Consider the following 19,217-nt stretch of genomic DNA (forward strand, 5'->3'; position numbering starts at 1 on the left):
ATTGGGTGATCGACTTGGGTGTTATCAGGTGATCGGCATCAATGTTATTGGGTGATCGGCATTCATGGGAATATGCATTATATGCCGTTCTGGGGGATTTATTCAACCATTATGGGAGCTGAGAAACTGTTGAAAGTAAATTATGTTTGAGCATCGATTAGCAAAAAAATGGAAAGTGATAGAGGTTCAGCTTACTCAAGCCGCAGAATTTCTGCATGAACCTGAAAGGTTTGGGTTAGAGGAAAAAGATCTAGCCGAATACCGCGAATATTTACGCGTGAATGAGCTCGGCTTAGCTATGGAGGTTCTTGAGGACATTGCGTACGAGCATGGGGCTAAGTCGGGTTTCTGGCGTCGTTTAAAAAAGGTAGCAGAAACAATGGAATTACAAGATAAAGTAGAAGAATACGAAAAGGCATTCCATAATGCACTTGCAAAAAACGTATAACAAGGCCAGTCAATCTAACCTCCTTAAACTGTCTTCTTTTTTGCAAAAAGATGCAAAAAAGCAGCCAGTTCACTCCGGCAGTTGCTGGCGGCGTTATTTTTCTAATAGTTGGTGTTCGTAAGTGAGTTATATATACGTCATTTACTAATTAAAGTATGTCTGGTCTGGTCAAGATTGGCTTAACCGTGTCTAGCCTGAGTACTATTCTCAAGTTGAGCAAGATGGATGCAAGAGTCGATTTGCCAAAGAGGGAACAATGAAAAAGTATCTAGTAAGCTTTATTGCAGGAAGCGTTTTCTCGTCGGCGATCCTTATCCCAGTGCTTTTAGTAGAGCAGAAAAATAAGTATGAACTAGGAAAAAATCAAGGGCTCACTAATGGGTTATGGATGAGTGCTGAGAAGCTAAATAGTGAGTTTGGTGAGCTGCCTAATTACAGTAAACCTTGTACTCTGTTAAAACTACTGACGTAGTCAGCACTGAAGTTGATGGTGTTAAAACAGTTAGAGCTATCAACTGAACAGGCGCAGTTGGTTAATGTTAAGTTCCTAAAAGGATATCTCAGCCATGGGAAAACGGTATCGCAGGAGACGCAGCAATAGCATTGCTTCTGTCATTCCAGATATTGTGCATGTTGCGTCGCGATTGTCGTGGTGGGGGGCTCTTTTAACAGGAATTATTGCTTACTTCCTGATTGCCATCCTTCTTGGTGGTTACATCGAAGGGCATATTGCTAGTCAAGCCGAATCAAAATTCTACGTTATTATCGAGGCTCGCTTTGGCCGTTTGGTACACGTATGCAATTGGGTTGGTATAGCAGGTTTTCTAGTAGGGGTATTTTTCGCAATCCGTAACTACTTTGTACTCAGTCGCGCAACCAGCAATGAAAAAGGTATCGTTGCTTTTCTTTCTAAACTAGTCAGCAGAAGCGTTGATTAGCAACAAGTTCACTTGTGTATGTTGTTCGCCTTGAGTTGAGTCTCTTTGTTCATTTTTTAATGCTGTTCATTATTATTGAACACCGCTGTTTATTGAACAGTTGCCATAGTAGCTATTTCTGACGCTCCTTAAACTCTCCCAAAACACTCGCATCAAGCTCTGTTAATGCTTGAGCATTCAGGTGAGCAATGGCTTCTAAGCGAGCGCTCATCGGCCTAAATGATGAAACAGAGTCAGCATTATTGCTTTCTAAAGCTTTCATAAGGCCTTCAAAAAAAGCCGCGCTCATCATATAACCTGCTGGCTCATTGTTCGATAAAACCACGACAGGCTCCCCTGATAAGCAATCCTTAAAATGCTTTCTAGCTTCGCTTGATGACACGGCTTTTTCTGCATAGATTGTACTTGTTTTCATAACACACCTGAGTTTTGGCTGAATATCCAACATGCGGTAGAAATTTGGGATGTAAGGCACAGAGCTTATGAGCAAGAAGCTTAGAGCTTGCACGGAAAGGCCACACTTAAATGAATCCATCGTATGGCAGCGTTAGATCATCGTTAAACTCATTTTTGCACAAAACGTGCTAGCTCTTGTTGCGTAACATTATTGATCGCCGTTTTGTCGGATTTTCACTTCGGTTCGTGAGCTAGCACTGTAAGTGACTGTTTACCCGAAATAAAAATGATGTGAATATCGAGGGTTTGTTTTATTCACCCATTATGGGATCGAATGAGCTGTTATGCATCGGAGAAATCGCGTTAGGAATAATGATGGATAGAGAAGAATTTAGAAAGCGATTTTATGATTATCTTGGAGATTCAGTTAGATACAGGAAGTTTGTAGCTCAACTTAATAAATCAACCAAGAATCGTCTAGCCTACTGGCAACAGAAAAATGTGGTCACATTTTCAAATGAACATGGCCTTGAAGTACCCGAATTCTTTGAGCTCAGAGACATATTTAACGTTTGTGAGGTACATGGAGACGAATTGTTAGAAGGCTTGGTTAAGGTTTTTCGCGGTCACGTTGACTATAGCAGAGAGTATGAACAGGCCACTATAGCCTATTTTCCAAACAGCTATATGAATGAAATCAATGGGCCGACTGAGCTACATGGGAAGAGTATTGCAATTAAATATTGCCCAGCGTGTAGGGTAGCATGTGAAGAGTGGCAAAGAGAAAATGCATAAAAAGGCTATGCTCCCGACCTCCGGCAACTGTCACATTTTGTGCGGAGTACAAAAAGCGGCCTTATCCTCTGGCGGGTGATAGCGGCGTTTTAAGTGCAATCAGGATTTAGCATCATGCAAGAAGAATTAACAACAAATTGGGCTTCAATATATTCAAACCATGGACTCATATCTTTCAGTACTTCCTCTAGTTTTAGAAGTTCAAGGTATGATCTAGCGGGTGAGCACTTAAGCTAACGCCGCATAACGGTAAAATGTGTGATTAGCTTAAAAGTATCACCAAATTTTCTAAGCATGGTACAAATAATGGTTTTAGATTTCAGGTGTTATTTAAGTGGCTGAAACAAAAGGATTTAAGGTGCTAGTTGATAATAGAGTGGGAATAATCCTCCGTTTAGCAAGTACTGGCACTAACAAGCAATAAACTTAAGTCCTCGTAACTGCGGACTTTTTTTGTTTTTAACCGAGGCAAATCTAGCACGGTTTGACAGAGGAATGACCAAGCAACCTCAAATCACATGACGAACTCTATAAGGTAAATGATAGAGATGCCCTGTATGTTACCGTTATCAAAGCAGGCACCGCCTCATTTCGTTACAACTATTCCATCAGCGGCAGACAAGAAACCATCACCTTTGGTCGCTATCCTATAATAACGCTAGCAGAAGCCAGAGAGCGATTAATCGAGGCCAAGAAAATGATTGCATTAGGCAAGTCACCAGCCAAAGAAAAAGCCCGCAGTAAATCGCGGATAAAGGATACCGAGACGTTTGCAGCCTGGGCTGACAAATGGCTTAGGGGTTATCAAATGGCCGACTCAACGCGCGATATGCGCCGCTCTGTGTATGATCGAGAGCTAAAACCTAAGTTTGGTAATCAAAAGCTGACTGAAATCACCCATGAAGACCTACGGGCACTCACCGATACCATAGTAGAGCGCGGCGCACCGGCCACCGCCGTTCATGCCCGCGAAATTGTGTTACAGGTGTTTCGCTGGGCCATCGAGCGTGGCCAAAAGTTGAAAATCCCGCTGTTCGGGTGCGCCCTGCTAGTATCGCTAAATTTGATCCAAGGGATCGCCCCCTAACCCTGCAAGAAATCGGTTTAATGTATCGTTACCTTGAACGGGTAGGGACAACGCCGACTATCCGAGTAGCGGTAAAACTGTTATTGCTCACCATGGTTCGAAAGAGTGAGTTAACCAATGCCACTTGGGACGAGATTAATTTCAGTGAAGCCCTTTGGACTATTCCAAAAGAGCGGATGAAACGGCGCAACCTGCACTTGGTGTTTCTGTCTCGCCAAGTTATCGATTTTTTAATCGCCCTAAAAACCTTTTCCGGTGGCTCAGATTACATACTGCCATCACGCTATGACTCAGATGCCCCGATGAGCAGTGCAACCCTCAACAAAGTGCTGACGCTGACTTATAAAGCGGCGCAAAAAGATGGCCAAGACCTCGCTAAATTTGGCCCCCATGACTTACGCCGCACCGCCAGCACCTTATTGCACGAGGCTGGTTACAACACTGACTGGATTGAAAAATGCCTAGCCCATGAACAAAAGGGCGTCAGGGCGGCGTATAACAAGGCAGAATACCGCGAGCAACGCCCCGCCATGCTGCAAGACTGGGCAGATATGATTGATGAGTGGGTATCTAAAAGGTAGTCATGGCCTTACTAACTATCCTTTAGCTATTTTTATATGATTTTATAACTTACTTTTGGACAGAAATGAGTTACGGGAAATTGAATATTAGCAAGTTATGAATAATTTCAGGGAAGGTAAGCTATTTAAGAGCAACTTATGGAGGCGCATCAGTTGCCGGGCTCTATTCGAAAGATGTTCTGGATATTCTAGGGCTAGTGAAGAACTTTGAAACTGCAAAAACACTTATTGGCTGTTATGTTGCCCTGGGTTACGAGTATCGGGGTGAGTATGGGATCGAAAGGCGCTATTATTTTGTAAGGTAAACTCCCTATGTCAGTCACCTGCATATTCATGAGTATGGCGATATTAATGCATTAAACCATTTAAATTTTAAAGAGCAACTAAGTTCTAAACCTGAACTGCTCAGAGAGTTAAATGAACTAAAAATTGGCTTGCATGAAAAGTATCCCGACAACAAAGCAGAGTATCAAAAGGAAAAGAAAGTTTTCTATGATCGAGTTCATTCTAAGAGGTCTGAACTCTAACAATAACAGGCAATGGACGCGGAAAAGACCGTGCCCTTGCTGCGAGCGTTAGGTGCTTGATGGAAAAGGTAAGTATGGAAATTACTTATCGTGAACGAGTCTTTGACCGGTTAACCACATCAGGATGGTTCTATATCCATTATTTGTGGATGGTCAGTTTGCAGGGCAGTTAGAGTTTCGTAGCTTTTCACCCGAGCCGGAGACTGGCTATGTGCATCTCATTTACTTAAAGCCGAATTTTCGTGGATCAGGACTCGCCCCAAAAGTGCAGGATTATATTGTAAGTATTTTGAGTAAAGCGGGTTGTTTGCGTGCTGTACTTTCGGTAAGCCGAACTAACCATCGAGCTCTCACATTCTACAAGCGCCATGGTTGGGAGTTCGTGCGTAAGAATCCCAAGCACGATGAAACGGACTTTTACCAACTTTGGCTACGCACCTAATCGGGTAGCCGGAGGTCTCTAACCTCCAGCCCCCAAACCACCCACCATGCTCTCTCGATTGAGAAGATGTGAAATGGGCGGCTCATCTTCCGTAATGAATAGTAATTCAAATGTCCTTTAGTTATGCCAGACCTAGAGCAGCAAGGAAATCATTGCTAATGCCAATATTGATTCCTTTGGTTTTCGAGCTTCTAGCAAGGCCTTTTGCTGGTGATACCACAGGCAACGGCGAGACGTTCACTGACACCCTGCTTGATTGTTTGGCTGATGCCTATAAAGGGCTATTTCTGGTCACCCCAAACTCATTTTGGGGCAAAAGTGTGTTACACATTCACGTCAGCACATCTCTGGACAATAATGAGTTAACACCTGCCGCATAATAATATTAGTCGTCGTTTTCTCGGAATATCACATCGATACCACAATCACATCGGTAAGCTGCTGTTTACCTTAGATAAAAATAGTGTAAATATAGAGAATATGTTTTAGGCGCCGTTTTGGGGAGTTTGATCACCCCTTTACGGGGTCCAATAAGCTGTTAGCTGTATGAGGTTTTATGCGAGTTGTACTAGTTACCGGAACATCTAAAGGCTTAGGCTTTGAAGTAGCTAAACAGTATGTCAAATTGGGGTTTCTAGTAATCGGAATCTCACGAAATAAGCCTTTAATAATTGATGAAAATTATCACCATCTTGTTGGCGATGTAACAAACACAAATATCGGCCCTTTGTTAACAACTTTCATTGAGTCATTGGCTATCGAGAAAATTGACATTGTTGTTAATAATGCAGGAGCTGGTAGCTATGGTTGTCACCTTTCAGACTTAGAACCTGAAGAGGTACTAAGTCAGCTTAATTTACATTGTGTAGGGGCATTGAGGGTTATCAAAGCTGTAAGTAGCTATATCAAAGGTTCAAAAATTGTAAATGTAACCTCTAGGCTTGCTTCAATATCTCAAGCTGTTCGAGGAGACTTTGTGAACAGAGATTTTTCATATGGCTATAGAATTGCAAAATGTGCACAGAATATGCTTTCATTATCCTTAGCAAATGATACTGAGCTATCTAACAACGTTATTGTTTCAATTAACCCTGGCCTGTTACAAACCGATTCAGGGTCAAGTGATGCAAAGTTTTCAGCTAAAGATGGTGCACTTGCTTTTATAGAGACAATTGATAATGCAAAATTAAGCGGAATCTATCACGCATTTGGCGAAGAAGCCCTGTATTAAATACAGCCAATCGGGTAGCCGGAGGTCTCTAACCTCCAGTCCCTACAACACCCTGCATGCGGGTCCGCGCAGGGCGTTTCACTATAGTGAGTCGTTCACTGACACCCAGCTTGATTATTTGGCTGATGTCTATACAGGGCTATTTCTGCTCACCCCAAACTCATTTTGGGGCAAAAGTGTGTTAGGAGCTTGGAATACACTGCTTGGCATCTCTGTTGCTCAGGGTATGATTATTTGGCGATTGAGGTAAACTGATGGGCCAGCATAGGAGAAACAATGCAGGCTATCGAGTCAGGCTTTTTACTAACGCGCCACAGCCACAATACTCCACAAGGAGTTAAACATGAATTTTGGCTTAAGGGGCAAACGGGTGTATATCGCCTTTTTAGCTCACCTGAGCCCGTGGTGTTTTTTGTTGCCTCTGAGTACCGTACTGCCATTGCAACATTACTCGCAGATTTTCAGTACCAAACAAAGTCACTCGACTTATGCACTTTTAGCCATCAAGCCACGTTAGGTTTGTACTTCAGCTCTAGTTATCAGGCCACTCAGGCATCACGTTTATTACAAGCCGCGCAGATAGAAACCTTTGAAGCCGATATTAAGCCTTATGATCGATATTTGATGGAGCGATTTGTTCACGCTGAAATTTGTTTCACCGGTAAGTTTGTGCAAAAAATGGGCTACATTGAGGTGCATAACGCCAAGATTAAACCTGCCGCAGTAGCATGCTCCCTTAACACCGTTTCATTGGACATAGAGTGCTCTGAACAAGGCCACTTGTATTCTATTGGTCTCTATGCCGATTGGGGGCAGTGGGTTTATATGATCGGCGAGGAGCAGGCCGATGATTTAGATTATATCATTTGGTGTCGTAATGAGGCGGAGTTAATACAGCACTTTATGCAGTGGCTAACGCGTTATGATCCCGACATTATTATTGGCTGGGCGGTGATCGGTTTTGATATGCGACTGCTAGTGCAACGCGCGCAGGCCCTAGGCATTGAACCCAGATATGGTAGGGCAAAAACCTTGGCTAAGTGGCGCGATGGCCAGCAGGGCGGGGGGTTTTTAGATTTATATGGCCGTGTGGTGATTGATGGTATTGAAGCCCTAAAGGCGGCCACTTATCAGTTTGATAGCTTCTCTCTTGAGTTTGTCGCGCAAAATTTACTCGGCGAAGGTAAGAGTATTAACCAGAGCGCTGATAAAATGGCCGAGATAAATTATCAGTTTAATTATGACAAGTTGGCCCTAGCAAAATACAACTTGCAAGACTGTCGTCTCGTGTGGCAAATATTCCAACACACCCAGCTACTGTCTTTTTTACAGCAACGTAGCCGCTTAACCGGTCTTGAGCTTGGTCGCAGTGGTGGCTCGGTCGCGGCGTTTACTCATTTATATTTACCTCGGGTCCACCGCGCTGGCTATGTGGCGCCAAACCTTCCGCCTGATGGCGGCCTTGCTAGCCCAGGTGGTTATGTGATGGAAAGCCAGCCGGGGCTGTATAAACACGTTTTGGTGCTGGATTATAAAAGCCTTTATCCGTCGATTATCCGCACCTTTAAGATCGATCCTGTCGGGATGATCGAAGGGTTAAAACAGCCAGAGCAAGCCATTGAGGGGTTTTTAGGCGCTTATTTTTCTCGTCATACCCATTTTCTACCGGATATTATTAACGAGCTTTGGCAAGCGCGAGATGAAGCGAAACAGCAAAAAAATGCGGCTGCTTCACAAGCCATTAAGATCATTATGAATTCTTTTTATGGTGTGTTGGGCTCAGGGGGGTGTCGTTTTTATGATACGCGCTTAGCAAGCTCTATCACCTTGCGTGGCCATCAAATCATGAAGCAAACGCGAATCTGGATTGAAGCCAAAGGGTATCAAGTGATTTATGGCGATACCGACTCAACGTTTGTATTATTGAACGAGCCTCTTGAAAGTAGCCAAGATCCTGATGCCATTGGGCGTGACTTAGCCGAGCATATTAATCAGTGTTGGCAAGAAAAGTTACAGCAAGAAATGAATTTGTCTTGTCACTTAGAAATGGAATTTGAGACCCACTATCAGCAATTTTTTATGCCCACTATTCGAGGAACAGAAAAAGGCAGCAAAAAGCGTTACGCGGGATTAACAGGCACCGGCGCCGAGCAAAAATTGGTATTTAAAGGGCTCGAAACCGTGCGCTCCGATTGGACCGAGCTGGCGCGCATTTTTCAGACGCGGTTATACCAAATGATTTTTTCAGAGCAAGATCCCAGCGCATTTATTCGTGATTTTGTGGTGCAAACTCGCAGCGGCCAAAAGGATGATTTATTGGTATATAAAAAACGCTTAGGCCAGCCATTAAACAGCTACGTTAAAAACATACCGCCCCATGCTCGGGCGGCGATGTTAGCGGATGCTGAAAACCAGCGACGAAGTTTGCCTTTACGCTATCAAAATAAAGGCGTTATCCGTTACCTGAATACTTTAGCGGGGCCACAGCCCCTTGAATACATTAGCAGTGCGATTGACTATGACCACTATGTTGAAAAACAACTGCAGCCGATTGCCGACGCCATTTTACCGGCCATAGGGCTCAATTTTTCAGCCATTGCAGAGGATCAGCTCGGCCTGTTTTAACGCCAATTTTAAGCCCAAATCAGAGTTGAAATACCCATGATGGCAAACAGCGCACAGGTAATGCCACGGATCCAATTCAGTGGTAATTTATCCGCGCTGAATTGGCCGGCAAATACCACGGGTACGTTTGCAATTAACATACCCAGCGTGGTGCCTATGATGACCATAAACAGTTGATCATATTTAGCCGCGAGTAGCACCGTTGCCACCTGCGTTTTATCGCCTATCTCGGCAATAAAAAACAGCACTAAGCTCGCCACAAAAGGGCCATATTGATAAAGCTTGTTATCTTCATCATCGGCTTTGTCGGGCACTAATATCCAGATAGCCACGGCAATAAATGACAAGCCGACCACCCAAGTAAGCACTTGTGGTGAGATTAAACTGGCAACCCAATCGCCCATCCAAGCCGCTGCCGCATGATTGGCGATGGTGGCGATAAAAATGCCCAAAATAATAGGCAACGGTTTTTTAAATCGGGTGGCTAATAGAAAAGCTAATAATTGGGTTTTGTCGCCGATTTCAGCGATGGCTACCGCGAGAGTTGAAGTGAGTAAAGCTTCCACAAAAAATACCTATACAGCTAATCGGCTCACCTTAATATGGGGGCAAACCGAATTAGGAAATGAATAATATTGTAATTAGCCGCCGGCCAATTTTACGGTAAACCCTTTTTGTTCTAAAAATGCCTTGGCCAACTCACGTTGGTCGCCTTGCATTTCTATCACATGGTCTTTTACGGTACCGCCGCTGCCACTGCGTTTTTTTAAGGCTTTAGCTAGCTCTTTGAGCTCTTTTTCTGCTAACCCTAAGCCGCTAATGCAAGTTGCGCCTTTGCCTTTGCGGCCTTTGGTTTCTCGGCGAATTCTCACTATACCATCGGTTTCAGGAATGGTTTCGGCTTTTTTAGTTTCATCAATTCGGCCTGTTTCGGTTGAATAGACCAAACGGCTATTATCACTCATATTGCTTCCCATTATTTTTTTCGCGCTATTTTACCTGATTTTGAGCGCAAAGGTGAATGCCTACTTATACCCAATCAACCTGGAGATGCTTGATTTCAGCAAGATTTTACAAGCGTTTAGGCAAGGCATTGATTGCAGGTAATGGCTTTCCCCTTATCAAAATCAATAACGCAGCATAAACGCTTGTAAAACTTGCCCTTTGGGAGCGCCACCGGGTTTCCACTACGTTGTTACGCTAATTTAGAAGGTGCCTACATTCCTGCATTAGCGTGCCTAGTATTGGAAACACGGTGGGGCTCTGAAACATGCATCTTCAAGTTGATTGGGTATAACTGTTGTCTGCGCTTATTTTTATTGGCTTAGGCCTTTGCTGAACAAGCAACTTGTCGTGGTCTCGATAAAAATTGATCTACCGCAAACATTTTTATTCCAGTATTTCTAAAATACACCCAAATAAAAACAATTCGCATTACTAAAGGTGTTTAGATGAAGTTATCAGAATTAGTAGTTGGCCAACAAGCTAAAATTATTGGCTATGAGGGTATCAGCGTCGGGCACCGTAAAAAACTATTAGCGATGGGATTATTACCGCAAACGAGGATCCATTTTGTACGTCTGGCGCCTTTTGGCGATCCTCTGCAAATTAAAACCTCAAATATCAGCTTGGCACTGCGCAAAACCTTAGCAGAAAAAATCACGGTAGAGGTCATTTAATGAATGCAGTCAAACACCTTATCACCGTAGGCAATCCTAACTGCGGTAAAACGACCCTGTTTAATGGTCTAACGGGCGCACGCCAACAAGTGGGTAACTGGAGCGGCGTAACCGTTGATAAGAAAACAGGGCAGTTTGAAGTAGGCCAGCAGTCTTTTAGCGTGACTGATTTACCCGGCATTTATAGTTTTGATAACGCGGGAGATAGTTACTCACTTGATGAACAAATTGCATTTGATTTTATTCTTAGTCAGCAACCCGATTTGATCATTAATGTACTGGATGCTACCGCGATAGAGCGCAGTTTGTATTTAACACTGCAGCTCAAAGAGCTTGGTTTTCCGATGCTGGTGCTACTCAATAAAATGGACAGTGCTGAGCAAAAAAATCTGCGTTTTGATTTAGACTTATTTGCGCAAGTTCTAGGTTGCCCTGTGCTAGCGTTGTCTTCAAATCAAGTTGATCAAGTCAGTGCATTAAAGCAGCAGTTACCGAATTTATTTGAACAAGTTAACAATCAGCCATTAGCCTTGAGTTATGGCGATGATTTTGAAGCCACGTTAGCTCGTCTATTGCCCATCGCGGATACCTTAGGGCTTAATTGTCATAGCCGTGGCTTGGCGATGAAACTCATTGAATCGGATCCACAGTTACAAGGGCAATTATCCACTCAGGATCAACTCGACGTTACGCAATCGAGGCGCACTTTAGAACAAAGTCATGATTTGGATTTACACATTGCTGATGCGCGCTATTCGTTTATCTATCAGCTAGTGCAGCAAGGCATTAGCACGGCAGGTAAATTGTCCATTAGCGTATCAGAGAAAATCGATGCGGTGGTGTTACATCGTTGGTTTGGTGTGCCTATTTTCTTATTAGTGATGTATCTGCTCTTTATGTTCAGCATTAATATAGGTAGCAGTTTTATCGACTTCTTTGATATTAGTTTTGGCGCTGTTTTTGTTGAGGGAGCGGGGTTATTGCTCACTCAGTGGGGGGCTCCGCTTTGGTTAAATGCGATCTTGGCGGATGGTATAGGCTCAGGCATACAAACCGTGGCGACGTTTATTCCGGTGATTGCTTGCCTTTATTTGTTTTTATCTTTGCTTGAAAGCTCGGGTTACTTGGCGCGTGCCGCCTTTGTGGTTGATAAGCTAATGCAAAAACTTGGACTGCCAGGTAAATCGTTTGTGCCGATGATTGTTGGGTTTGGTTGTACGGTGCCAGCAGTCATGGCGGCGCGCACCTTAGACAAAGAGCGTGAGCGATTACTTACCAGTATTATGTCGCCTTTTATGTCATGTGGCGCGAGACTGCCGGTATACGCCTTATTTGCGGCGGCTTTTTTTCCTGAAAATGGTCAGAACTTGGTGTTTGTTTTGTACCTTACGGGAATATTAGTGGCAGTATTTACCGGCTTTGTGCTGAGCCGAACGTTATTACCGGGCAACAGTGAAAACATGTTACTTGAGCTGCCTGATTATGAAGTGCCGCGCGCACGCAATATCGCGATTAAAACCTGGCATAAGTTGAAAAGTTTTATACTCGGCGCCGGCAAAACCATCATTATAGTGGTGGCCGCGCTGAGCTTTTTTAACTCACTCGGGACCGACGGCAGCTTTGGTAACCAAGATAGCGATAAGTCAATTTTGAGTGTGGTGGCGCAGCAAGTGACCCCCATATTTGCCCCAATGGGGCTGACGCAAGATAACTGGCCTGCGACGGTAGGTGTTATCACAGGCGTTTTTGCCAAAGAGGCGCTGGTGGGCACGTTGAATAGTTTGTATGCCAGTCAACGTGAGGCCGAGGAAGAAGCATTTGATTTAGGCAATAAATTGCTGGAAGCGTTGAACACAATTCCTGATAACTTGGCCGGGCTGAGTTTTAGTGACCCGATGGGCGTGAATGTGGGTGACCTTTCTGACTCGGCGTCGGTGGCGGCAGAGCAAGAAGTTGATATCAGTGTTTTTGCTGACATGCAACAAAGGTTTGACGGTCAAGCGGGGGCATTTGCTTACTTACTGTTTATCCTGCTTTACATTCCATGTGCCGCAGCAATGGGCGCGTTGGTACGTGAAATTGGTCAAAAATGGGCGATATTTACTGCTTGTTGGACCACGGGCATTGCCTATTTAGTGGCGGTATTTGTTTATCAAGCCGCGCGTATCTCAGCGCATCCTGCAAGCTCATTGGCTTGGCTGGGGGGGATTGTGATTAGTTTAGCGAGCGTGATAGCGGTGATGAAATTTAAAGGCGACCTATTAAAGCCTAAGGTGGTGATGGGTGATACTGCAAAGGCTTAAGCAAGAGATACAACAAGCAGGGCGGATCAGTCAGCAGCAGTTATGCCGCCGTTATCGCGTTTCGCCGCAAGGTTTAGATGCCATGCTTGCGCTGCTCATCAAACGGGGCAATGTGCATAAATCCATGTCGGAAAAAGCAGCCAGTGCCTGTGGCTGCGGCAAAGAAAATGAAATTTGGTACAGCTGGCATGATGTAGCGCAAATCCCCACAATTGAAATTAGCTAACATTAACTCGCCTCTATTGCAGGGGCGTGATTAGCTTATTTTACTGGGATATTATGAAACTCTTTGTTATTGCAGACATTCACGGCTCGCTCTCGTCTTTAAATCTCGCGCTAAAAGCCTTTACTCGCCAGCAGGCTGATTATCTAGTCATTTTAGGTGATGTGCTAAATCACGGTCCACGCAACGCTTTGCCCAATGGTTATGAGCCAGCGATGGTTGCCTCTAAGCTCAATGAATTTGCTAAGCGCATTATTGCTGTACGCGGTAATTGCGACAGTGAAGTAGACCAAGGCTTGCTCGATTTTCCAATTGACGCAAGTTATAACCAATTGCTTGCGAATGACAGGCGCTTCTTTTTAACCCACGGTCATGTTTACCACCCTGATGCTTTACCCCCTTTGAGCAAAGGCGATATTTTTTGCTTTGCTCATAGCCACCAACCAGTAGCGGAAAAGCGGGGGCATTTGTTTTATTTCAACCCCGGCTCTATCGCATTGCCAAGGGGAGAAGCGCCCGCTAGTTATGGGCTGATTGATCAACAGGGCTTATCAGTAAAGCGGTTGTTTGATGACGAGCTAATGTTGTATCAAGATCTCGCTTAGGCATGATGGTGAACCTTGCTAAGGCAGCGGCAACAAATTAGCAAATCGCCAATGATGTCAATAAGTAGCGGATATGGTGAGCTAGACTGTTGCTTGACAGCGTTGCGCCAATTTATCTAAGAATTCGTGTAGTTTTAGATTCATTTCATAGTAGTCATGATTCAGTAATATGTCTGCCTCATCAACAAAGCGATACTCTGCCGCTCTACTTAAATCGTCATTTTGAATTAACAGCGAAACCAGCTCTTTTGTTAGTTCCATATGGCACTGGAAACCGAATACCTTGTCACTGTAGGCAACAATCTGTCTTGGGCAGCCTTCACTGTAAGCGATAACTTTAGAATCCAAGGTCAATCCGGGCATGTCGTTGTGCCAATGACCGACGTCTAGTGTGCTACCAAAATGAGAAAAAAGTGGGTGTGTTAATCCTTCCTTGGTTAAGTTAATGGGAAATTTGCCAACCTCACGCTCAGGGCTATGTTCATATTGAGCACCTAGCGCTTCACCAATTAGTTGTGAGCCAAGGCAAACCCCAATCACTGCCTTTCCGGCATCAATGGCTGTCAAGATGACATCTTGTTCACCTTTTGTATCAAAGTGAGGACATTGCTCTTTACTCGTTGACGGATCTTGAGGTCCGCCCATTACGATTAAAAAATCGAAATCATCAACATTTTTTGGCAAGGGATCCCCCTGATAAACTTTGGAATAACTAATCGTGAAATCACGGTTTTTTGCCCAGCTTTCATAAGCACCTGGTGCTTCAAAATGTTCATGAATAATAAAATGGATGTGCATTTTTTGGCCTTTAAACTGACGATTAAATGACAATTCTATATTAAATTAATATGGCAAATATTATACTAACTGACATAAAACATAGATAAGTCGCCAAGTATGCAAGCAAATGAACTCATCCTGACATCCTCCAATAGCCAACTAATTACCAAAGCAATCCATATGCCTGCTGGCTATATTGACGAGTTTCATTCACATCCGTGGCACCAAATAGTGTTTCCCTTAACTGGCTTATTGCAGTCAACAATTGACCAAAAATCTGCCATTGTTCCTCATAATGCAATGTTATTCATACCGGAAAGTACAGTGCATAAATCCGTTGCTGTCACGGATACCCAATTTTTGGCAATTTATCTTAATCCAAGTGCATGCGTGCAATATGGTGATTGCCCAAAATCCTGTTTAGTAACCCCATTCATTAAAGAATTAATACTGCTTTTATTCGGTGAAGGTATTAGTAAATTATCGGATGTTAATCTTACAAATTTGCTTGTGGTGTTAAGAGATCAAATTAAAATTGCAGGTAGTTATGATATTCCATTGTTAATCCCAGCGGATAAGCGATTGAAGTCGATCTTTACTCAACTGAGACAGCAACCAAACTTGAAACTCACACTTAAAGAGTGGTCAGTCAAGGTGGGGGCATCAGAGCGAACCCTATCAAGGCTGTGCGCTAAAGAATTTAATCAGTCTTTCTCTTTGTGGCGACAAAGTGTCAGGTTGGTTTTATCTTTACAGTTATTAAGCTCAACGCGAACGATTCAAGACATTGCTTTGGAATTGGGTTATGCCTCGGATTCAGCCTATATTTATGCGTTCAAAAAAATGTTTAACCAGACTCCAAGCAAATATCGCAGTGATAGTTTAGCTCACGGATTAACCATTAGTGCACTTCTAGGCTAATACTTCGGATTTACCAACCAACTTGAAGATGCATGTTTCAGAGCACCCGAGCTTTCAATACTAGGCACGTTCATGTAGGAATGTAGGCTCCTTTTAAATTAGCGTAACAGTGCTCTTGACTTTAAATTCTGAAAATAAGGCCCGCAATATTTTCAGGTTTAGACAAAATTATTAGGAGCAGTTGACATCTTTTGCCGATGATGTCATTTTTACCTCATGAATACGCAAACGCTTAGCCAACGAATTATTAGCATCATTTCTTTTGAAGTGGTGGGATAGTTTGCGTAACTAACAAATAAAAAACCCGCCTAGAAGGCGGGTTTTTTATAACTTCACCTCTAGGCAAATTTACAGAGGTAAGTATGTTTACAGAGCAAAAACAACATTCGTCATCGACAAACTTTTCTTTCGTTAACGCTGAACATGACGTGCTGACTTTTTGGCAGCAAAATCAGGTTTTTCAGCAATCTCTCGAACAATCGCAACATAAACCCACCTTTGTTTTCTATGATGGGCCTCCTTTTGCAACGGGGCTACCCCATCATGGCCATCTTGTCGCATCGACCATAAAAGACATAGTGCCGCGTTATCAAACGATGCTTGGCTATCATGTTGAACGTCGCTTTGGTTGGGATTGCCACGGTTTGCCCATCGAGCACGAGATAGACAAAGCTCTTGGTATGTCGGCTAAAGAGGCGGTCGAAAAATACGGCATCGCTGCCTACAACGATGAGTGTCGTGCCATTGTTCAGCGCTATAGCCAAGAATGGGAAAAAACCATCACTCGACTAGGTCGTTGGGTCGATTTTGAAAATGACTATCGCACTATGGACCCTAATTTCATGGAGTCGGTCTGGTGGGTATTTAAGCAGTTATGGGATAAAGGCATGGTTTATGAGGGCGAAAAAGTGGTTGCCTATTCTACTGAGCTGGAAACCGTATTGTCTAACTTTGAAGCGTCGTCTAACTATAAAGATGTGCAAGATCCTGCAGTGACGGTGCTATTTAAACTTGAGAATGACGAAGCCTATTTTGCCGCTTGGACCACAACACCTTGGACCTTACCTTCAAACTTAGCCTTATGTGTTAATCCGGAGTTCGATTATGTCAAAGTCTGGGATAAAACGGTTAATAAGGTAATCTGGCTTGCTCAAGGCCTTATGGGGACAGTAGTAAAAAATCGTCAAGTAGAAGTCCTTGCAACGGTCAAGGGCACTGAATTGGTTGGTAAGGCATATCAGCCTTTGTTCTCATATTTTGCTAGTCAGCGGCAAGAGGGGGCTTTCCAAGTCTTATCGGATGATTATGTCTCCCTTGAAAGCGGGACGGGTATCGTTCATATGGCGCCGGCATTTGGCGAAGATGATCAACGTGTTTGCCGAGCGCATAACGTGAGCGCCAGTGTTTGTCCATTAGATGGTCGAGGCCGTTTTACGCAAGAGGTCGATGATTTTTCCGGAATGTACGTTAAAGATGCGGACAAGCAAATCATCCAAACATTAAAAGACAAGGGACACCTGTATCACCATGAAACCTTGATGCACAGTTACCCCTTTTGTCCTCGCTCTGATACGCCAATCATTTACCGTACTGTGCCTTCTTGGTATGTCAAAGTGACCGCTATCCGCGATAAGTTGGTTGAGAATAATAAACAAATCAGATGGGTACCTGAGCACATACAGCAAGGTCGAATGGGAAAATGGTTAGAAAATGCCATCGATTGGGCTGTGTCCAGGAACCGTTATTGGGGCACTCCGCTACCCATCTGGGTCAATGACATCACTGGTAATCATGTTTGTGTTGGTTCAATTGCCGAGCTGACTAGGCTTACGGGTAAAGCAATATCGGATTTACATCGCGACCACGTTGATGGGCTCACATTTACTGTCGCCAATGAAGAGGGTGTGTATCGTCGTATACCTGAAGTATTTGATTGTTGGTTTGAGTCTGGCTCTATGCCTTATGCGCAGGTTCATTATCCGTTTGAAAATAAACAACAGTTTGAGGCTAACTTCCCTGCCTCTTTTATTGCTGAAGGGGTCGATCAAACGCGCGGATGGTTCTATACCCTACAGGTATTGAGTGAGAGTTTGTTTGGCAAACCGCCATTTACCAATGTCATTGTAAATGGCACTGTGATGGCTGAAGACGGTAAAAAGATGTCAAAGCGGTTAAAGAACTATACCGCGCCTGACTCGTTGATGGAACAATATGGTGCTGACGCGCTGCGCTTATACCTGATCAACTCGGGTTTAGTAAAAGCAGAAGAGCAAAAATTTGTCGACAGTGGTGTTCAAGAAATGGTGCGTAAGGTGTTGTTACCTTGGTATAACGCATTTAAATTTTTTAGTACGTATGCCGATATCGATAAATGGCAGGCATCCGGCGAGTTAGCTAAAGAAAACGTTTTAGATCAATGGATTGTATCACGGTTGGAAAGCTTGATAGAGAAAGTAAATAGCGAAATGCAGGCCTATCGTTTGTACGAGGTTGTCCCACTACTGTTTGCGTTTTTAGAAGACTTAACCAATTGGTATATTCGCCTTAATCGTGCCCGTTTTTGGCAAGCTGAAATGAATGCAGACAAAGCAAGTGCTTATGCCTCCCTTTACTATTGCTTAAATACCTTTTCGACTTTGATGGCGCCATTCGCACCATTTTTATCTGAATATCTTTATCAACAACTTAACGGTTATGCTAACGATAAAGAACGGCCTATTTCTGTTCATTTGTGCGACTATCCACAAGCAAAAGCCGAACTAAAATCGCCAGCGTTAGAGTTGAGTGTACAACGTTTGCAGCATTTAGTAGTGATGGGGCGTCAGCAACGTAATGATCTAAAAATAAAGCTAAAAACGCCACTAAGCAGTGCCACTGTTTTGCATCGAGATGCCGCTGAATTACAAGATATAAAGTGCCTGTCGAGTTACATTAAATCTGAGTTGAATATCAAAACACTTAGTTTCAGCACAGATGAGAGCCAATTTATTGATTTGTACGCTAAAGCAAATTTCCCTATGTTGGGTAAACGCCTTGGCAAGCAGATGAAGCATTACGCGAGTTTAATCGCTAATTTGACGGCACAAGATATTGATCAGCTGCAGCAACAAGGCCAGTTGGAAGTCGATGGCCAACGCTTTAATGAAGATGAGATAGTTATCTTTCGCAAGGCCAAAGCTGGTGTAAATGCCGTGTCAAATCGGTTTATTTCGATGGAGTTTGATCCTGAGTTAACTGAAGAGCTGATTGCAGAGGGCATGGTGAGAGAAGTAATCAGTGGGATCCAAAAAAAGCGAAAATCAATGGGGCTCAATGTTACCGATAGAATATGGATTGCAATAAATACTTCAGACAAAGTACGGCTGTGGCTAGAAAAGTATGAAGACTACTTAAAGACGGAAACCTTGGCCATTGAGCTGGATTTCGAGCTAGCGCAAGGATTAGGTGAGCCTTATGAGTTAGAGCTGGGTACTATCTATATTGATGTTCGAAAATAACTTAGTCAATGCGCTACTCAGCTAAATGCGGTAGCGCATTGTTAGTGAACAGCGCTGGGCTAAGAGTTTATTGCCGATTAGTGTTAATACTTTTATACCCAATCAACTGAAGATGCATGTTTCAGAGCGCCACCGTGTT

Annotated in this window: 18 protein-coding genes and 2 pseudogenes; 16 read left to right on the top strand and 4 right to left on the bottom strand. The window is 43.6% G+C overall.

Going from position 1 to position 19,217, the window contains the following annotated elements; genetic code table 11:
- Positions 1-142 precede the first annotated feature (142 nt).
- From Q4519_RS13785 to Q4519_RS13795, 3 genes are all read left to right on the top strand, one after another.
- Entirely contained in the window at positions 143-448 is a 306-nt protein-coding gene (locus tag Q4519_RS13785) for a hypothetical protein (RefSeq protein WP_303513150.1), read from the top strand.
- Between the two features lie 256 nt (positions 449-704).
- Entirely contained in the window at positions 705-920 is a 216-nt protein-coding gene (locus Q4519_RS13790; protein ID WP_303513152.1) for a hypothetical protein, read from the top strand.
- Between the two features lie 94 nt (positions 921-1,014).
- A complete protein-coding gene (locus Q4519_RS13795; RefSeq protein WP_303513153.1) occupies positions 1,015-1,386 on the top strand; it encodes a hypothetical protein in 372 nt (123 codons plus the stop codon).
- A gap of 112 nt (positions 1,387-1,498) precedes the next feature.
- Here the strand turns inward: Q4519_RS13795 and Q4519_RS13800 are convergent, their stop codons facing one another.
- Positions 1,499-1,801 (bottom strand): antitoxin of toxin-antitoxin stability system, encoded by a 303-nt coding sequence (locus Q4519_RS13800; RefSeq protein ID WP_303513154.1) that lies wholly within the window; start codon positions 1,799-1,801, stop codon positions 1,499-1,501.
- A 356-nt stretch (positions 1,802-2,157) separates the two neighbouring features.
- Between Q4519_RS13800 and Q4519_RS13805 the strand changes: the two genes are divergently transcribed.
- From Q4519_RS13805 to Q4519_RS13830, 7 genes and pseudogenes are all read left to right on the top strand, one after another.
- A complete protein-coding gene (locus Q4519_RS13805) occupies positions 2,158-2,577 on the top strand; it encodes a hypothetical protein (protein WP_303513156.1) in 420 nt (139 codons plus the stop codon).
- A gap of 505 nt (positions 2,578-3,082) precedes the next feature.
- Positions 3,083-4,245, top strand: a pseudogene (locus Q4519_RS13810) (tyrosine-type recombinase/integrase); the annotation flags it as partial.
- 104 nt (positions 4,246-4,349) lie between these two features.
- Positions 4,350-4,772, top strand: a pseudogene (locus tag Q4519_RS22430) (GrpB family protein).
- Positions 4,773-4,896: 124 nt separating this feature from the next.
- The gene (locus Q4519_RS13815) at positions 4,897-5,214 is read left to right on the top strand and encodes a GNAT family N-acetyltransferase (RefSeq protein WP_303513158.1); all 318 of its coding nucleotides are present in this window, start codon (positions 4,897-4,899) and stop codon (positions 5,212-5,214) included.
- A 158-nt stretch (positions 5,215-5,372) separates the two neighbouring features.
- Positions 5,373-5,594, top strand: a complete 222-nt coding sequence (locus Q4519_RS13820) for a hypothetical protein (RefSeq protein WP_303513161.1) — start codon at positions 5,373-5,375, stop codon at positions 5,592-5,594.
- 176 nt (positions 5,595-5,770) lie between these two features.
- Positions 5,771-6,445, top strand: coding sequence for an SDR family NAD(P)-dependent oxidoreductase (locus tag Q4519_RS13825; protein WP_303513163.1), 675 nt, complete (start codon positions 5,771-5,773; stop codon positions 6,443-6,445).
- A 276-nt stretch (positions 6,446-6,721) separates the two neighbouring features.
- Positions 6,722-9,070: a DNA polymerase II gene (locus tag Q4519_RS13830; RefSeq protein WP_303513165.1), complete on the top strand. Its 2,349-nt coding sequence runs from the start codon at positions 6,722-6,724 to the stop codon at positions 9,068-9,070.
- An 8-nt stretch (positions 9,071-9,078) separates the two neighbouring features.
- On the opposite strand, the gene Q4519_RS13835 is transcribed toward Q4519_RS13830, so the two are convergent.
- Positions 9,079-9,636, bottom strand: a complete 558-nt coding sequence (locus Q4519_RS13835; RefSeq protein ID WP_233051089.1) for a TMEM165/GDT1 family protein — start codon at positions 9,634-9,636, stop codon at positions 9,079-9,081.
- Between the two features lie 75 nt (positions 9,637-9,711).
- Positions 9,712-10,035, bottom strand: a complete 324-nt coding sequence (yciH, locus tag Q4519_RS13840; protein WP_303513168.1) for a stress response translation initiation inhibitor YciH — start codon at positions 10,033-10,035, stop codon at positions 9,712-9,714.
- A 486-nt stretch (positions 10,036-10,521) separates the two neighbouring features.
- Between yciH and Q4519_RS13845 the strand changes: the two genes are divergently transcribed.
- From Q4519_RS13845 to yfcE, 4 genes are read left to right on the top strand one after another with little or no spacing between them, the layout of a single operon-like run.
- Positions 10,522-10,749, top strand: a complete 228-nt coding sequence (locus Q4519_RS13845) for a ferrous iron transport protein A (RefSeq protein ID WP_303513171.1) — start codon at positions 10,522-10,524, stop codon at positions 10,747-10,749.
- Positions 10,749-13,052 (top strand): Fe(2+) transporter permease subunit FeoB, encoded by a 2,304-nt coding sequence (gene feoB, locus Q4519_RS13850; RefSeq protein WP_303513174.1) that lies wholly within the window; start codon positions 10,749-10,751, stop codon positions 13,050-13,052. Before Q4519_RS13845 ends, feoB begins: the two co-directional genes overlap by 1 nt.
- Positions 13,033-13,278: a FeoC-like transcriptional regulator gene (locus Q4519_RS13855; RefSeq protein ID WP_303513177.1), complete on the top strand. Its 246-nt coding sequence runs from the start codon at positions 13,033-13,035 to the stop codon at positions 13,276-13,278. Before feoB ends, Q4519_RS13855 begins: the two co-directional genes overlap by 20 nt.
- A gap of 53 nt (positions 13,279-13,331) precedes the next feature.
- On the top strand, positions 13,332-13,880 hold the full coding sequence (gene yfcE, locus Q4519_RS13860; RefSeq protein WP_232801010.1) for a phosphodiesterase: 549 nt from the start codon (positions 13,332-13,334) through the stop codon (positions 13,878-13,880).
- Between the two features lie 81 nt (positions 13,881-13,961).
- Here the strand turns inward: yfcE and Q4519_RS13865 are convergent, their stop codons facing one another.
- Positions 13,962-14,678: a type 1 glutamine amidotransferase gene (locus Q4519_RS13865; protein ID WP_303513181.1), complete on the bottom strand. Its 717-nt coding sequence runs from the start codon at positions 14,676-14,678 to the stop codon at positions 13,962-13,964.
- A gap of 99 nt (positions 14,679-14,777) precedes the next feature.
- On the opposite strand from Q4519_RS13865, the gene Q4519_RS13870 reads away from it, so the two are divergent.
- A complete protein-coding gene (locus tag Q4519_RS13870; protein WP_303513184.1) occupies positions 14,778-15,581 on the top strand; it encodes a helix-turn-helix transcriptional regulator in 804 nt (267 codons plus the stop codon).
- Positions 15,582-15,943: 362 nt separating this feature from the next.
- Positions 15,944-19,078 (top strand): isoleucine--tRNA ligase, encoded by a 3,135-nt coding sequence (gene ileS, locus Q4519_RS13875; RefSeq protein ID WP_303513187.1) that lies wholly within the window; start codon positions 15,944-15,946, stop codon positions 19,076-19,078.
- Positions 19,079-19,217 lie beyond the last annotated feature (139 nt).

The sequence above is a fragment of the Motilimonas sp. 1_MG-2023 genome, assembly GCF_030547455.1.
GTDB lineage: Bacteria > Pseudomonadota > Gammaproteobacteria > Enterobacterales > CBDFNC01 > Motilimonas.

What these genes read in the sequence shown, in the direction of transcription:
- Q4519_RS13845 (WP_303513171.1), top strand. Translation starts at nt 10,522, where the DNA reads ATGAAGTTATCAGAATTAGTAGTTGGCCAACAAGCTAAAATTATTGGC.
- ileS (WP_303513187.1), top strand. Translation starts at nt 15,944, where the DNA reads ATGTTTACAGAGCAAAAACAACATTCGTCATCGACAAACTTTTCTTTC.
- Q4519_RS13865 (WP_303513181.1), bottom strand. Translation starts at nt 14,678, where the DNA reads ATGCACATCCATTTTATTATTCATGAACATTTTGAAGCACCAGGTGCT.
- Q4519_RS13815 (WP_303513158.1), top strand. Translation starts at nt 4,897, where the DNA reads ATGGTTCTATATCCATTATTTGTGGATGGTCAGTTTGCAGGGCAGTTA.
- Q4519_RS13805 (WP_303513156.1), top strand. Translation starts at nt 2,158, where the DNA reads ATGGATAGAGAAGAATTTAGAAAGCGATTTTATGATTATCTTGGAGAT.
- Q4519_RS13820 (WP_303513161.1), top strand. Translation starts at nt 5,373, where the DNA reads ATGCCAATATTGATTCCTTTGGTTTTCGAGCTTCTAGCAAGGCCTTTT.
- feoB (WP_303513174.1), top strand. Translation starts at nt 10,749, where the DNA reads ATGAATGCAGTCAAACACCTTATCACCGTAGGCAATCCTAACTGCGGT.
- Q4519_RS13785 (WP_303513150.1), top strand. Translation starts at nt 143, where the DNA reads ATGTTTGAGCATCGATTAGCAAAAAAATGGAAAGTGATAGAGGTTCAG.
- yciH (WP_303513168.1), bottom strand. Translation starts at nt 10,035, where the DNA reads ATGAGTGATAATAGCCGTTTGGTCTATTCAACCGAAACAGGCCGAATT.
- Q4519_RS13870 (WP_303513184.1), top strand. Translation starts at nt 14,778, where the DNA reads ATGCAAGCAAATGAACTCATCCTGACATCCTCCAATAGCCAACTAATT.
- Q4519_RS13790 (WP_303513152.1), top strand. Translation starts at nt 705, where the DNA reads ATGAAAAAGTATCTAGTAAGCTTTATTGCAGGAAGCGTTTTCTCGTCG.
- Q4519_RS13800 (WP_303513154.1), bottom strand. Translation starts at nt 1,801, where the DNA reads ATGAAAACAAGTACAATCTATGCAGAAAAAGCCGTGTCATCAAGCGAA.
- Q4519_RS13825 (WP_303513163.1), top strand. Translation starts at nt 5,771, where the DNA reads ATGCGAGTTGTACTAGTTACCGGAACATCTAAAGGCTTAGGCTTTGAA.
- Q4519_RS13830 (WP_303513165.1), top strand. Translation starts at nt 6,722, where the DNA reads ATGCAGGCTATCGAGTCAGGCTTTTTACTAACGCGCCACAGCCACAAT.
- Q4519_RS13795 (WP_303513153.1), top strand. Translation starts at nt 1,015, where the DNA reads ATGGGAAAACGGTATCGCAGGAGACGCAGCAATAGCATTGCTTCTGTC.
- yfcE (WP_232801010.1), top strand. Translation starts at nt 13,332, where the DNA reads ATGAAACTCTTTGTTATTGCAGACATTCACGGCTCGCTCTCGTCTTTA.